Source organism: Vibrio sp. 779(2023) (assembly GCF_033344285.1).
Lineage (GTDB): Bacteria > Pseudomonadota > Gammaproteobacteria > Enterobacterales > Vibrionaceae > Vibrio > Vibrio alginolyticus.
The window spans coordinates 160,937-176,428 of the sequence record NZ_JAWPOM010000004.1; the positions used below are offsets into that span (position 1 = coordinate 160,937).

The 15,492-nt window shown below is 40.4% G+C and carries 12 protein-coding genes; 8 read left to right on the plus strand and 4 right to left on the minus strand.

Annotated elements, in window-relative coordinates; all coding sequences use genetic code 11:
* The first annotated feature begins 91 nt into the window (after nt 1-91).
* The 4 genes from R8O70_RS07865 to drt2 all read left to right on the plus strand — a co-directional run bounded on the left by R8O70_RS07865 (nt 92) and on the right by drt2 (nt 6,268).
* Entirely contained in the window at nt 92-1,582 is a 1,491-nt protein-coding gene (locus R8O70_RS07865) for an N-6 DNA methylase (protein WP_318184121.1), read from the plus strand.
* Entirely contained in the window at nt 1,582-3,339 is a 1,758-nt protein-coding gene (locus R8O70_RS07870; protein WP_318184122.1) for a restriction endonuclease subunit S, read from the plus strand. The genes R8O70_RS07865 and R8O70_RS07870 overlap by 1 nt, the downstream gene beginning before the upstream one ends.
* Before the next feature lie 2 nt (nt 3,340-3,341).
* Nucleotides 3,342-4,337, plus strand: a complete 996-nt coding sequence (locus R8O70_RS07875; RefSeq protein ID WP_318184123.1) for a hypothetical protein — start codon at nt 3,342-3,344, stop codon at nt 4,335-4,337.
* 620 nt (nt 4,338-4,957) lie between these two features.
* Nucleotides 4,958-6,268 (plus strand): antiviral reverse transcriptase Drt2, encoded by a 1,311-nt coding sequence (gene drt2, locus R8O70_RS07880; protein WP_025506640.1) that lies wholly within the window; start codon nt 4,958-4,960, stop codon nt 6,266-6,268.
* A 329-nt stretch (nt 6,269-6,597) separates the two neighbouring features.
* Here drt2 and R8O70_RS07885 read toward each other — a convergent pair whose 3' ends face one another.
* Both R8O70_RS07885 and R8O70_RS07890 read right to left on the minus strand, forming a co-directional pair.
* Nucleotides 6,598-7,188, minus strand: a complete 591-nt coding sequence (locus R8O70_RS07885) for a recombinase family protein (RefSeq protein ID WP_025506639.1) — start codon at nt 7,186-7,188, stop codon at nt 6,598-6,600.
* 636 nt (nt 7,189-7,824) lie between these two features.
* Nucleotides 7,825-8,112 (minus strand): hypothetical protein, encoded by a 288-nt coding sequence (locus R8O70_RS07890; protein ID WP_318184124.1) that lies wholly within the window; start codon nt 8,110-8,112, stop codon nt 7,825-7,827.
* A 705-nt stretch (nt 8,113-8,817) separates the two neighbouring features.
* Between R8O70_RS07890 and abiEi the strand changes: the two genes are divergently transcribed.
* Entirely contained in the window at nt 8,818-9,345 is a 528-nt protein-coding gene (abiEi, locus tag R8O70_RS07895) for a type IV toxin-antitoxin system AbiEi family antitoxin (RefSeq protein ID WP_162808942.1), read from the plus strand.
* Nucleotides 9,346-9,497: 152 nt separating this feature from the next.
* Here abiEi and R8O70_RS07900 read toward each other — a convergent pair whose 3' ends face one another.
* Nucleotides 9,498-11,645 (minus strand): AAA family ATPase, encoded by a 2,148-nt coding sequence (locus R8O70_RS07900; RefSeq protein ID WP_318184125.1) that lies wholly within the window; start codon nt 11,643-11,645, stop codon nt 9,498-9,500.
* Nucleotides 11,646-12,059: 414 nt separating this feature from the next.
* Between R8O70_RS07900 and R8O70_RS07905 the strand changes: the two genes are divergently transcribed.
* Nucleotides 12,060-12,446, plus strand: coding sequence for a hypothetical protein (locus R8O70_RS07905; protein ID WP_005392195.1), 387 nt, complete (start codon nt 12,060-12,062; stop codon nt 12,444-12,446).
* Between the two features lie 13 nt (nt 12,447-12,459).
* On the opposite strand, the gene R8O70_RS07910 is transcribed toward R8O70_RS07905, so the two are convergent.
* Entirely contained in the window at nt 12,460-12,747 is a 288-nt protein-coding gene (locus R8O70_RS07910) for a hypothetical protein (protein WP_025506926.1), read from the minus strand.
* Between the two features lie 319 nt (nt 12,748-13,066).
* On the opposite strand from R8O70_RS07910, the gene R8O70_RS07915 reads away from it, so the two are divergent.
* Together R8O70_RS07915 and R8O70_RS07920 are read left to right on the plus strand one after the other, a co-directional pair.
* Nucleotides 13,067-13,861, plus strand: a complete 795-nt coding sequence (locus R8O70_RS07915; RefSeq protein WP_031415402.1) for a metallophosphoesterase — start codon at nt 13,067-13,069, stop codon at nt 13,859-13,861.
* A gap of 288 nt (nt 13,862-14,149) precedes the next feature.
* Nucleotides 14,150-15,481 (plus strand): ATP-binding protein, encoded by a 1,332-nt coding sequence (locus R8O70_RS07920; RefSeq protein ID WP_031415399.1) that lies wholly within the window; start codon nt 14,150-14,152, stop codon nt 15,479-15,481.
* Nucleotides 15,482-15,492 lie beyond the last annotated feature (11 nt).

Here is a 15,492-nt window from a genome sequence, read left to right on the forward strand (position 1 = left end):
AACATAGTTTCATAGCGATAAGTTCATTTTCTTCGATCCATTTCTGCTATAATCTCCCCCAATTTTTTCAGTCAGTTAGTAGTAGAACTCCATGTCAATCAGTTCAGTTATCAAGTCTATTCAAGACATCATGCGTAAAGATGCAGGTGTGGATGGTGACGCGCAGCGTCTAGGCCAAATGTCATGGCTTTTATTCCTTAAAGTGTTTGATGCTCAAGAGGAAGAGCTAGAGTTCGAGTTAGATGATTACCGCGAACCCATCCCAGCCAAGTACCTATGGCGTAACTGGGCGGCAGATAACCAAGGCATTACAGGTGATGAGCTGCTGGAATTCATCAATGATGACCTATTCCCGACGTTAAAAAACCTAACCGCACCGAAAGACACCAACCCACGTGGTTTTGTAGTGAAAGAAGCCTTTAGTGATGCTTTCAACTACATGAAAAATGGCACACTGCTGCGCCAAGTGATTAACAAGCTCAACGAGATCGACTTTACTGATTCTAAAGAACGTCACCTGTTTGGTGATATCTACGAACAGATCCTACGCGACCTACAAAGTGCAGGTAATGCGGGTGAGTTCTACACCCCTCGCGCGGTGACTCGTTTTATCGTCAATCGTCTTGACCCTAAACTAGGTGAGCAGATTATGGATCCCGCCTGCGGTACGGGCGGATTCCTAGCGTGCTCATTCGATCACGTCAAAGAGAACTACGTGACAAGCGCAGCCGACCACCAAACACTGCAAAAGCAAATCCATGGTGTAGAGAAGAAACAACTGCCACATTTGCTGTGCATCACCAATATGATGCTCCACGGCATCGAAGTCCCTGTGCAGATCAAGCATGGCAACACGCTTAACAAGCCGCTTTCAAACTGGGACAGCAATATCAATGTGATTGCGACTAACCCACCGTTTGGCGGCACAGAAGAGGACGGGATTGAAAAGAACTTCCCAGCAGAAATGCAGACTCGTGAAACGGCCGATTTGTTCTTGCAGCTTATTGTGGAAGTATTGGATAAAGATGGTCGCGCTGGTGTGGTGTTACCTGATGGCACCTTGTTTGGTGAAGGCGTAAAAACCAAAATCAAAAAGATGCTGACGGAAGAGTGTAACCTGCACACGATTGTTCGCTTACCTAATGGCGTGTTCAACCCATACACAGGTATTAAGACCAACATACTGTTCTTTACCAAAGGCCAACCAACCAAAGAAGTGTGGTTCTATGAACACCCCTACCCTGAGGGCGTGAAGAACTACAGCAAAACCAAACCAATGAAGTTTGAGGAGTTCCAGCAAGAGATCGATTGGTGGGGTATCGAGGCTGATGGATTCGCTAGCCGTATCGAGACCAAGCAAGCTTGGAAAGTGTCGATTGAGGATATTGTCGAGCGCAACTTTAACCTTGATATTAAAAACCCGTATCAGGACGAAGTAGTCAGCCATGACCCTGAAGAGTTGCTGGCGAGCTATCAGCAGCAGCAACAAGACATTAAAGCACTGCGTGACCAACTAAAAGGCATTCTCGGTGATGCTCTTAGCTCTACCATTCAAGGTAAAAAGCAAGGTGGAGCACAATAATGGCTGTAGAAAACCTGATTACCGAGCATATTGATATTTGGACTTCCGCAGTAAAGACCAAATCGGCCTCTGGTCGAGGTAGCAATAAGAAGCTAGAGCTATATGGGGTTAAAAAGCTGCGTGAGCTAATTCTGGAGTTAGCGGTTCGAGGCAAGCTTGTTCCTCAAGATCCTAACGATGAGCCTGCTTCAGTGTTGCTTGAGCGTATTGCTGCTGAAAAAACGCAGTTAGTGAAAGAGAAGAAGATTAAGAAACAAAAAGCTCTTCCTGAAGTTACTGAACAAGAAGCTCCATTTAATGTTCCAAAGGGTTGGGAATGGACGAGGCTAGGAAATTTAAGTAGTGATATTCACTATGGGTATACAGCTTCAGCAAAATCCAATTCGGAAGGAGTCAGACTGCTTAGAATTACTGACATTCAGAATGATAAGGTGAACTGGGGGACAGTCCCAGCTTGTGATATTACTGAAGAAAAAGCTAAATCTTACTTACTTGAAAATGATGATATTTTAATTGCTAGGACAGGTGGCACTATAGGCAAGTCATATCTTGTTGAAAATATCGACTTACAAGCCGTCTTTGCATCATATTTGATACGTGTAAAAAGAGTTCAAGCAGTCTATGCGCCATTTACTAAGGTATTTTTAGGAAGCCAGTTGTACTGGAAGCAACTGATTGAAAACTCTGCTGGAACAGGACAACCTAATGTAAACGCGACGGCGTTAAAGCAGTTGTTGTTTATCGTACCACCATTCAATCAGCAGAAACGCATCGTCGCCAAAGTCGATGAGCTAATGGCACTCTGCGATCAGCTAGAGCAACAAACCGAAGCCAGTATCGAAGCGCATCAAGTGCTGGTGACAACTCTGTTGGACACACTCACCAACTCTGCCGATGCTGACGAGTTAATGCAAAACTGGGCGCGAATCAGTGAGCATTTCGATACCTTATTCACTACTGAAGAAAGCATCGACCAGCTTAAGCAAACCATTCTACAACTGGCGGTGATGGGTAAGTTGGTTTCGCAAGATCCAAATGATGAGCCTGCTGCAAAGTTGCTTGAGCGTATTGCTGAGGAAAAAGCATCTTTAATAAAAGAAAAAATTATACGTAAACCTAAGAAAATGAAAGATTGGGTTGAGCTAGATAGGCCGTTTGCTTTAGAGGATGGTGCTGAGTGGGTGAGGTTGGGTGACTTATGTTTTACGGTAGCTGATGGGCCTCATTTTTCGCCTCAGTATGTAGAGAAAAATGAAGGAGTCCCTTTTCTTTCTACTCGTAACATTTCTAGCTCTAACATAGATATGGAAAGTGCTAAATATGTATCTCACGAAGATCATGAAGAGTTTTGTAAACGAGTTAAAGTAAAAAAAGGTGATGTTTTATATACGAAAGGTGGCACAACAGGAATTGCCAAAGTAAATGATTTGGATATTGAGTTTAGTGTTTGGGTTCATTTAGCAGTGTTACAAATACCGAATGATAAACTGTTGAATGAATACTTGGCCCTTGCTCTAAATAGTCCGCATTGTTATATACAATCTCAGACATATACTAACGGTATAGGAAATAAAGACTTGGGCTTAACACGGATGATAAACATCACATTGCCTTTATACCCACTGAATAAGCAGTATCGAATAGTAGAAAAGGCTAAAGCTCTGATAGTCATTTGCGATCAACTCAAAGCTCGCTTAAAAGAGTCTCAATCCACTCAGCAGTACCTCACTGACGCTATTGTTGACCAGGTGGTGTAACTATGAGCCTGTATAATATCGCCAATAAAAACCTCACCGCACTGACACCAACCACCTTTGCAGCCGAAGGGCTGCAAGAAAGGCACGATTTACAAGAAGCGCTGAAAGGCTGTATTGATGCCATCGCGCCTGATTGTTTGGTGATATCAGAAGAGTTTTCTGATTGGGAAGACAGCCGTCGCCGCATTGACCTGTTAGCCATCGATAAAAACGCCAACTTAGTGGTCATTGAGCTTAAGCGGGATGAAATCGGTGCGCATATGGAACTTCAAGCGCTACGTTATGCCGCAATGATCTCTACCATGACGTTCGATAAAGCGTGTGACTACTATGCCCAATACCTGAAGAAAGAAAGCCAAGAGATTGAGGCCCGCGAAGCCATTCTAGAGTTTGTCGATCTGGATGAAAACAGCTTGGATGACTTTGGTAACGATGTTCGAATCGTTTTAGCCTCAGCAGATTTCGGTAAAGAACTCACCACTTCTGTATTGTGGCTGCGTGACAAAGGCATCGATATCAGTTGTGTGCGCCTCACGCCCTATCGCTACAAAGAAGATGTACTGATCAATGCCGAACAGATCATCCCTGTACCCGAGGTAGAAGAGTACCAGGTGAAGTTCCGCGAGAAGCGTGCCGAGCAGCGCACAAGCGTTCAAAAAGGCGAAAAAGATTACTCGGAGTACCGCTATAACGGTCATACCTATAAAAAGCGTCACCTCGCGCTAGCGTTAGTCACAGACTGGATCGAGAAGCATCAGCCACAAAGCTTGAATGATGTACTCAACGCATTTAACGAGCCAGTAAGACGACGCATTGCCATCCTAGCGGATGATATCCCTCAAGGTAGAATTCGCCGTTTCCACAGCGATGAAGATGCGCTAATTACGTTGCCTAACGACGAGGTGATAGCGATTACCAACCAGTGGAGCCTCAGCAATATCACTCGATTGATTCACTTTGCAGAGCAAAGTGACATGGTTGTAGAGAAAGCAGACTGATTCAGCTACCCAAAGTCTCAGGTAACAAGCTTTGAGTAGAACATAGTTCTCCTCGAAGCATTTTTTATTTGTTAATCAAATACTCAATCTTTAAATTTTGATAATTTGAGCGAGAACAGTGTTCTCGCAGTATCAATAGCCAGCTCACCAATACCCTGTTACTCAACTCGTTACTCAGAGAACATTGTTCTCTGTTATGAAAATTAGAGTGGATAGGAAATTTCAAGCTCATTTTCAAGCAAAGGCGACTGAGAAAGTCTAACCACACAAGAAACATAAAGCAGCAAGTGATGAGAAACAAGACACCAATAAAGACTTGATTGCATATATAAAAATCAATATGCTGTCGGAGCTTCACGCGAAAGGCGTGGAGGTTTGTGACAGATTGTCAATACCGTTGCGCTTGCTGAGCCAAGACAACAACATTGTCATGAGGTGTACGATTATCATCATATAGTCTCCATCGCAGATTACATTATACATCATTTCTAATAGATCGCGGCGAGTGCCTTTCGGGGCCAGATGATTGGTTAGGCCAGTTAGTTAAAGCCCAAGGGGATATACGGAAAGGCCGCATGTCCACTCCTCTTGGGTTTTGCTAGAACTTGTGCGCTCAAAGTATGAAAAAGGTGTCCGCTCCACTCTGGTATACAAAACGAAATTACCTTCACTTTGATGTACCTGTATCTGGAACAAAAGCAGAAAAGATCGTAACGAGTACAACATCTGTTGCCAGGCACGCATTTTTCCCTTTTATCTCCTACAGTTTCCAGCTAACTAAACTTGATAGAGATACTTCTACGGGTAAACTTTACCGCAAGCCAAAGCCAAGAGAGGTAGCATACTCTTCTCATATAGATAGCCATATTTATGCTTACTACGCTAATCAACTATCTAATTTATACGAACAAAAAGTTGAAAAATCAGGACTACATGAATCGGTTTTAGCATTTAGAAAGCTTGATGGAAAAAGTAATATCCATTTCGCGGACGATGCTTTTAATTACATACGTAAAATGAAAGAGTGTTCAGTTATCGCTCTCGATTTTTCTAAGTTTTTTAACACTCTTGACCATCGAATTCTAAAAGAAGAATGGAGTAAACTACTCCAAGTCAAACACCTTCCAAAAGATCACTACAACGTTTTTCGATCTCTAACCAAGTTTTCGACTGTCGAACGAGATGAGCTTTTCAAAACGTTTGGTATATCTCAATACAACCAAAAAGCGAATGGAAGAAATCGCGTCTGTACCCCACTTGAATTCAGAGAAAAAGTTCGTGGTTCTGGTTTGATAAACCCAAACCCAAATGGTGCTATGGGCATTCCTCAAGGCTCTCCAATCAGCGCATTACTTTCTAACATCTACATGTTCTCATTTGATAAACACATGAAGAATTATGTTGACTCTATCGGAGGAAAGTACTTTAGATATTGTGACGATATGCTGTTTATTGTTCCATCAGAGTATCGAGATACTGTTGAGAAGCTGGCTAATAGTAAAATTACAGCACTAAAGGTACAGATAAACAGCGATAAAACAGAAATCAGAGATTTTAAATTCCATAATGGACAACTTTGCTCATTTGACGAATTTGGCAAACAGAAACCGCTTCAATATCTAGGTTTCTTATTCGATGGACATTCTATCTTTCTTCGTTCTACAGCCCTCGCTCGCTACTCAGAAAAAATGAAAGGCGGTGTTAAATTGGCCAAGAAAACGATGGAGAAAGAGAACAGAATACGTAAAAGTAAAGGCGAACCAGAACAGAATCAGCTTTACAAGAGAAAGCTCCATCGCCTGTATTCTTACAGAGGAAGAAGAAACTTCCTCTCATACGGCTACCGAGCAGCCAAGATTATGAACTCAAAAAGTATCAAAAGACAATTGAAGCCTCTATGGCAACGGCTTCAAGACGAAATAAGCAAATAACGAGACGGATACCAGTAATTAGAACATATTTATTATGCTTCTGTTTTTTATTAATTATTCAAATAACCAATCTTTACTATTTTAGGGTTACCATAAGAACATTGTTCTGAGTAAAGAGCAGTTCATTCTCGATATGATTATCAGACATCAATTAGCAGCTTACTCAAAACTAGCGAAAGATAAGACTTCTACTGAATGTCGGCGAGAGAACTTGGTATTATTCGATAAGCTAGCGAGAACAAGGTTCTTACAATATCGTTTAAACCTCTTAGCTGATAACTACTACTGACTGGTAGATCTCCGCCTCTCGGTATCATGGAACATTGTTCTCATTGAACTCTTTCAGTTAGCCGCTTGTTCCAATGCCGCTTAACCGTGGGGACGGAGATGCCTAGAGCATTTGCTGTCTTAGATTGGCTCAGTCCCCTTGATCTACATTCTTGAACTTTTTGAGTTGTACTGATGGCTTCTGGTCGCCCAATCCGCTTACCCTCAGATTTAGCCCTAGCCTGCCCTTCCAATGTCCGCTCTCGAATACGGTTTCGCTCAAATTCAGCAAATGCTGAGAACATTTGCAGCATCAATCGTCCCTCCGCCGAGCTTAGATCAGCGGTCGGCAGATCCAGAGAAATTGGCGTAACACCTTTTTCTAACAGCATACTGATCGTATGCTGAACATCGATGTTATCTCTTCCAAGTCGATCAAGCTTAAGTACAACTAGTTTGTCCCCTGGCTCTAGTTTATGCTCAATCAACATTTTGAACTCACGTCGTTCTGTTGCAGGCACACTACCAGAAACTGTTTCATGGACAATTCGGTGTTCTTGAATATCGTAGCCAGCATTTCTGATAGCTAAGATCTGATTTGACACAGTTTGCTCACTAGTCGATACACGACAATAAGCGAATGTCCGTCCAATACTATTCACTACTCACTCCTTTTGGCATCACAATTGGTATCATCAACCTGCTAGGTGTCATAAAAATCCGAACCCTACTTTATGAGACCGCAAACACTTCATTCCCGTCTGGTATCAGAAAACGGATGTTTGTTGATACTACAGGGGTGTTTACATCTCGCTAAAGTTGACTAGTCAATAATTTTGGCAAACCACCTTTGCCTTAATAAAAATCGAGTAAATAAATTAATACGCATAGGCAAATATCATTACTCTAAAGTTATTTATATATAATTAAAAACAAATTCAGTTTAAAAACACCTTGACATTAAAATCCAACATAAAAAATTAAATTTTATTTATTTAATTTTTCATGATATAACTATTATAACTGTTATAACTGTTATAACTATTATAAAGTTATAATTCTAATATAAGGTTGACCTTTTAAAAAAGGAAGTTTATGACGAAGAAAGATTAAATTATTGAAAAAATTCTTCTGCCACTACTGACACTTTCAATGCCAGCATTGGCACATTGATTGCCAATCTTGGCAAATTCTCTTGCCACCTGCTTTAATGACGGAATTTTTAAGGCTTTTATCACTTGCCTGATACAAGTCCATAGGCTTTAACGTTGTGCAAAAAAAGAACAACGTTAGAACACGTTGAATGTCTCATTTTTTCTTGACTTATAACGGTTACAACCATACAAGCCAGGCACTCGGCATTCTTTCTCTTCCTTAATAGGTTGTCTTTTTAAACGAACTTGAGGAACATTGTTCTTTTCATCTAAATTAATAGAGTTTGCTCTACGTAATGCTTCTTCATCCGAAATATCATTATAAACGATTTGAAATCTATTTGGCTTAGCTTCACGTTCTTCTCTTGCAGATAGATAACTCATTTCACGATTACGTTTAGAATAAACCAAAACTTGAGACATATCGACAACCCTCTTGATATATATAGATAAATTCAATGACTCTTATATTTATCAAGTAATATTCTCTTTGTAAAGGACCTTTAATCACTATTTTAAAAATCACGTTAACATTTAATTATTAAATAAAAACCGTTTGTTTTTTAATTATTAAATTAGAAAAATAATAATTAGTTAAACTTCTACCTAAAAATGAAAAAGATCAGATTCTGGGCTATTAGTGTTGCGATTTCTCTCCTCAAAGAACCACATATTCATCACTATGAATTCTCGGTTAGGATCCTAACCGAGAATGAGCATCGGAGTCTGGCCGCGATTAGTGATTCTATTTCCCAAGCCTCATAGCAACCGAATTCATCACTACAAATTCCGAGTTAGGATCCTAACCGAAAATACACATCGGAATCTGGCTACGATTAGTGCTTCGGTTTCCCTAGCCTCACAGCAACCACATTCATCACTACGTATTCCACGTTAGGATCCTAACCAAGAATGAATATCGGAATCTGGCTGCGCTTAGTACAGCTATTTCCCCTAGTCTCAAAGTAACCATATTCATCCCAAAAATTCCGAGTTAGGATCCTAACTCGGAAAAACAAGTCAGGAATCACTAGGCTATCAGCGACTACCGATGTGCTTTAGCCTCAATCACAAGTAGACAAAAATATATGCTAAACTTACTTTTTATGACTACTTATAAGTATTGAAGTGAAGATTAAGACCGCTTTGGAGCGTCTGTATAAGTTTGACAAGCGAGGCATACACGTTTATCGAAAAAGTGACCTCAGGAGGTTATTTTTTGATGATTCACTTACAGCATTCCAGCAAAGTTTACCTCGTTTGGTGAAAGCTGGAGTACTAGAGCGGGTGTGCAACGGGGTTTATGTATTCTCATACAGTCGTCATAAGGACGGTTATACCATTGAATACATTGCTAAATGCTTGCGACGAGGAGAGTACAACTACATCTCTCTAGAATCGGCACTCTCGGAATACAGTGTTATTTCCCAAGTAATGCTTGATCGAATTACGATCATGACGACTGGACGCAAGGGAGAGTTTAAGACACCTTACGGCGTTATCGAGTTCACACATACGAAGCGTGATGCTATTGATATTATCAACAATACTATAACTTCAGATCGGCCTCTGCGAATTGCGAAAAAAGAAGCTGCGATTCGAGATTTGAAAAGGGTTGGAAGAAACACGCACTTAATAGTGACGAATCACAAGTAGGCAGATGCTGGCACTCCCAAAAACCACACACACAACTCACTTTTGGACAGAAACGTGTCAGCGCCATCTATAATTTAACATTCTATAAATTAATTCAAGTATGGCAAAAGCGCTTATCTAAGTGTCCAGTATTGCTAGAGTTGAGCCTTAATTCACTCTATTCCTAAATATTTATCGCATTCTATCCTGACATACTCAGGTATGAGATCGAACTCGCTAGGGTCAAGCTGACAGATGTACTCATTCTCAATATGGTAAGTTTCATTAATAAATTTACGTATAACGGAGTTTTTAACATCCATATTGAACAGCCTAAACACTTGCAGCTTTTCATAACCGTTACCACATCCTTCATAAATTTCTTTTAAAGAAGCTTGATTTTTCAAACGTTCCAAAGTAGCAGCATAGTCAAAATCGGTGATTCTATTAGCAATAGTTGAACAGCCTAAATCAAATTTCTCTGGATCCATTTCAGGATACTCTTCACCAACAATAGGTTCTCTTTTATCAACAGGAGCCTCTCGTAGATGGAACAAGTTCGAAAGCACTTGATAAGCATCTTCTCTGTCATCCAAGATTTCATAATTTCGTCGAAGATAAATGAGCTTAAGGATTACATCACACTCTTTATCTATAACGCCACTACAGATCTGAGAAAAAGTCTTGATATCAGCCTTTGTTATTGACTGCTCGTATAATTCCCCTTGAGTGAACTTTAAGAAAGATGCTCTCACTGTATTATTAAACTGCTCAGAAACAGCTTTCACGGTATCAATAATTGGCTCAACATCATGTGTTAACATCAGGACTGTATCACCTTGTAAGCACTCTTTTGACTTCCTACGGAATAGCATCTCTAATATTGCGTACTTCTTATTTTTATCAAAAGATGAGATGGGATCATCCAATACAATTAAGTCTGGCTTTTTAGCTAAACATTCATACATAAATAAGACGATTGCAAAGGCATTCCTTTCACCATAACTTAGGTGTTGATCGCCTCCACTAACAAAATCATTGTAATCTACATGTCGAAGTTTTAACTGCGATTGGTCATCCTCACCAGAAATTTCGACTGCATACTTATACCCAGCGTAAGACAAAAAATTGTTTATATCTGTTTGATGCTTAACAATAAGCTTTTGCATTCCTGCCCGCTGTATGTTGATTTTACCTTGAAGCTTGCCAGCCTGTTTACTGACGTCATCAATTGAATCATTAATTGAGGCAATTGCTTCTCGCGTCTTTTCTGAGTCGATAATTGCGAAAAATTGCAAATCCAATTTGTAATCACTTAATTTTTCATTAACTTTTTCACCTTGTTTAAAATCGAACCCATTGAGTTTTTTAAGTAGTTCAAGCTTCTCAAGGAGGTTATCAATTTGGCTTTTTATATCACTTAAGAATTGTTCGTGCTCCTTACCTAAGCCATTGGGTAGAGAGGTTATTACCGTTAGCTTTTCTTTAGTATCATCCGAAAGATAATCTCCTAGCTTTTCTATGACAGCGATTATGCCAACAAGGTTTTTGATGACTGTTTTATCATATTCCTTCCCAACTTTTTCTATCTGCTCTTTCTTGTCCTGCGTGTCACTAGAGCAAAATGGGCAACAATTTGATATTTCAGAAAACTCTTTTTGTCCCTTGGTCTGCCAATCTATCCAGTTTACGTTGCTAGAACTTCTAATAAATGGCTGATATACCTCTAAACCAGCAGGAATATGTTCAATTTTATTCCCAGAAGACAAGCCTTTCATACCTGTCGAGGCCTTTGAGATTCCTGTTTTTGTCAGCTTAAATGCAGCTCCTAACTCCTTCAGGTTTGCAATCAACGTGTCTAGCTCAACGTTGTTTAAGAACAACATCTTGATATTTTTAACAATATTTTCAATCTCTTTCTCAGTCTCAACATATGCTTCATTACGAATAAAAATATCGAAGCTATTACTCAAGAGTTCATCTGATTGGAATGTGAACTGACTGACATAATCTTCGTTAAAACACATTACTGTGTTCAACTCTTCTGTAACTGTTACCTTAGGCTTTAGATGATCTGGATTGAGAGTTCTCAGCTTAAAAGGCATTAGCTCAGAAAGCTTGTCTTCATCACCATTAGAGATTAAAGCTTTGGCTATAGTGCTCTTGCCTGTGCCATTCGGGGCAAATTTTATGTTCAGTTTACCTTTTTCAATTTCTAAGCTGGCACTGTCAATGTTATTACAGTGAGTTATGTCTATTAGCATATGAAATCCCATAAAAAGCTCAGTCTCTAAGCTCACCACAAAAGCAGCAAGTTGCATAAAGTGCAATTCTAGGGATGATATTGCGATAAAACTGTGCTTCCCCTTCAATATCCTAACATTACATGCAAATTAGCCGCTTGGTGCATTACCTACTATTAGGAAAATTATGGCTTTTTATTACTAAGGTAGTTCGCAAGATTTTTGTGGAAACGCAGAATGGGGCACAAACGAGTTATAGTTGGTGATCAAAATCGTGCACTTCGGATAAGTTGAATTGTATAAAACCAAGTAAACGAGTCTAACCGAAGCATGTCTATAAAGTCGGTGGCTATTCAGATATCGTTGTTTCTCTTGACCTCTCTGTCATGAAAATGGCGTCCATTCGCATAGCGAATATAACTATCCACTTTTTCTTTCAGAACAGCGTCGTATACACTAGGGTTCCGTTACTTCATTCTGAGAAGGATACCCATGAAAGCTCGCATTGGGGTTGCATCGGAAGATCTCATTCGTAGGCATATGATTAGTGTGGCCGCAGGCAACATTAGCCATAACAAGCATCTACCGACGCTTTGGTTCACGTCACTAAATGAAGCCTCAAAGCTACTGTGTAATGAGAATATCGAACTAATGCTGCTGATCAATAGAGAAAAGCCTGAAAGTCTAGCTGAGCTTGCGGAGATTAGCGGTCATCATATCCGCGAACTCTCACGAACTCTCGACGACTTATCATCAAAAGGATTCATCCAGTTAGAGGAAAAAGGCAACGCTTGCCGCCCTATTGCTGTATTTACTGACTTTGAGATTATTCTCGGCAAAGAATTAGAGAATACACTGCAAGAAGGCTATCTTGCATGATACCGAACACTCGTTACTGCGGCGCATGCCGCTTGGGTAGCACAGCTTCATGCTGTGCAGACTCGAATGGTGATTGTTCTTGATACTTTCCGTCTAGGCCAACTTGATAGCCATCAATGATCTCTTCCAGTTCTATTTTGAGGGCTTCAGTTACTTCAACTAGCTTATCAGTATTTGTAAAGATAGCGTGATCAAGCAAGTCAAGAAGTCCATTTAGCGTAACCTTACTATCCTTTGATTCGGCTTGCTCGTTATCACTTCTTGTAGCCTTAGCCTCGTTCTTCATATCAGCCTCGCTCATAAAAATGCCTGCCGTACACACGGCTGTAGCACAATTACACTCTCGCCAGCCTCTGAGAAGTTTCCTCAGCAAAAAATCTTAACTTTTTACAATAAAAACGATTAATTTCAGACAGTTATAAACCACTAAGATTTAGACACTAAAAGTTAGTGTCTAAATCTTAGTGCCGAAAAATCAAACAAAGCGTCCAATCATTGTCTTCCATGGAGGTTTCACTTTAAGCTACTGATGTTAAAGCACTTAGCGTATGTGCTCACTTCTCTAATCTAAAAAAACACTGTACCATGGAGAAGTCAATCAACTCTAAGGTCATGATAGTTTGAAGTTTTACGTTGTTTCCGATCTGCATCTCGACATTCACGGAATACGCCGTGATTTCTGGTATAGCTTCGATAACGAAGCCACTTTAGTCGTTGCAGGTGACACAGCGAACGGCCTCTTAGGCATGGCGTATGTGAAGAATGTACTTTGCCGCCACTTTAAGACTGTGATAATGATTGCAGGAAACCATGAATGGTATAGCAATAAGAGTAAATCCTACCGCCATAGAAGTACGTCCGTTGGGTGCAAATCTAGTGCTAACTCTGACGTTCTCAAAGATTCTAGGGGTTCCGTACTAGCCAAGCTTAAGGCTCATAGTGATACAACTGAAAACCTGTTCTTTTTGAATAATGAGTCAATTGATTTACATGGATATAGCATTTATGGGGGAACTCTTTGGTTTCCTATTCACACATACTCGTCTACACTGATTGATGCGTACTCAGAACTGATGAATGATACAAAGTACATCAGCCATCAAATGATTGAAGAGCAGCACAAAGCATTCATTAACAACTTTCCAGAGAAAGTTGATATAGCAATATCTCACCACCTTCCATCTAAAGAAGCTTTTGCTTTCGAGCAAAATGCCAGCAACGATTATGCTCCGTATTATCATGCAGGGTTGAGTAATGAGTTGATCTCAAGAGCTAGGTATTGGGTTGCAGGGCATCAACATGATGCTGTAGAGAAAGTGATCGCTGACGGTAGTACCACATTCATTTCTAACCCCAAGGGTTCTGTCAGCTTATTAACTAGTGGATTACTTACTAATAAAGCTTATTACCTATAAGAGCTAGACAGCAAGAAACTTCGGCATCTGAAAGTCCGTTAGGGCTTTCTCGCTGCGATAATTGATCACCTTGCCAAGCAACCAATCAGAAATGATGCATAGATTCATCACCTCCCTTCACAATCCCAACACTATCATTCGCACAAATACACACATAACACTTTTACGCGCATAAAAGTGTTATTTAATACATTTTTATGCGCATTTAAATGTTAACGCTTGCATTTTATTGCGCATTTTTATGTAATAAACAATCGACCAGATAAGCACTTTAACTGAGGTGGCTAGATGAAACGAACACTACTTGAAAACCTACTCACCTGGAAAGACAAGCCGACAAGGAAGCCTTTGCTGATTGACGGTGCTAGACAAACTGGTAAAACATTCCTATTGCAGGAACTATTAGGAAGTACATTCGAAAATGTCCTAAGAATCGATTTTCTAGAAAGCCCTGAGTTAATGGAAGCCTTTTCAGGCTCTCTAAACCCTGATGACATCATCACCAACATTGAACTCTTAACAGGAGAAATCTTCGAACCATCGACAGATCTTCTTATTTTAGATGAAATTGGTGAATGTCCAAGAGCGGTCACCTCTCTTAAGTACTTTGCAGAAAAGGCTCCCAAAGCTTATGTTGCTGCTAGTGGTTCAAATATCGGATTGCTCACGTCCTTTCCCGTTGGAAAAGTTGAGCAACACAATTTAAGGCCACTGACTTTCAGGGAATTCTTGTGGGCATCTGGAGAAAAAGCACTGCAAAAAGCATTTGACCAAAAGCTGAATTCTCCAGCAGCTCATACAAAATTAATCGAACTACTGACCGACTATTATTTTGTTGGCGGCATGCCTGAAGCCGTAAACTCATGGTTCGAAAACTCAGAACTCAGTATTATTGAACGCATTGAAGCCGTGTCTGAAGTCCATAGGAACTTAATTGAGGGCTACATGCGTGATTTCGGAAAGTACTCTGGAAAAGTGGATGCACAGCTAATCGAATCAGTATTTCGAAGCATTCCCGCTCAACTATCTTCGGTATTCGACGACTCCGTTAAACGGTTTAAATTCAAGGGAGTTCACGAACGCAAGTCTCGCTATGCTGAGTATGAAAGTGCGATCACATGGCTTCACAAGTGTCGGCTTGCTTTAAAAAATCATCCTATTGAAGGACAGCCTCGTTCTCCTTTAGCTGCTTATCAGAAGGAAAATACGGTTAAACTGTTTCTCTTTGATGTCGGGCTATTGAACCATATGCTCGGCACTGGTTACCGTGAAATCAAACAGCAAGGCTATGAATACAAGGGATATGTCGCCGAAAACTATGTTCAACAGGAAATCGCTGCGCTAGGTATTGAACCAAGTTTCTCTTGGGGAGACGCAAGAGCAGAGATAGAGTTCATTATCGCTGATGACCTAGGTCGAATTGTGCCTGTAGAAGTAAAGAGTGGTAAGCGAACCCGTGCGAAATCATTGCAATCCTACATCGAGAAGTGCAACCCCCACAAGACAATCAAACTTACAGGTACTCAAGGCTCTCCAGCAACAGAGAAGGAGCACATCGTGATGCCGCTTTACTACACAGAATACTTACTTGATCACCTCAGAGATCTAGATAAAAGCTAAGTGAGTAAGAA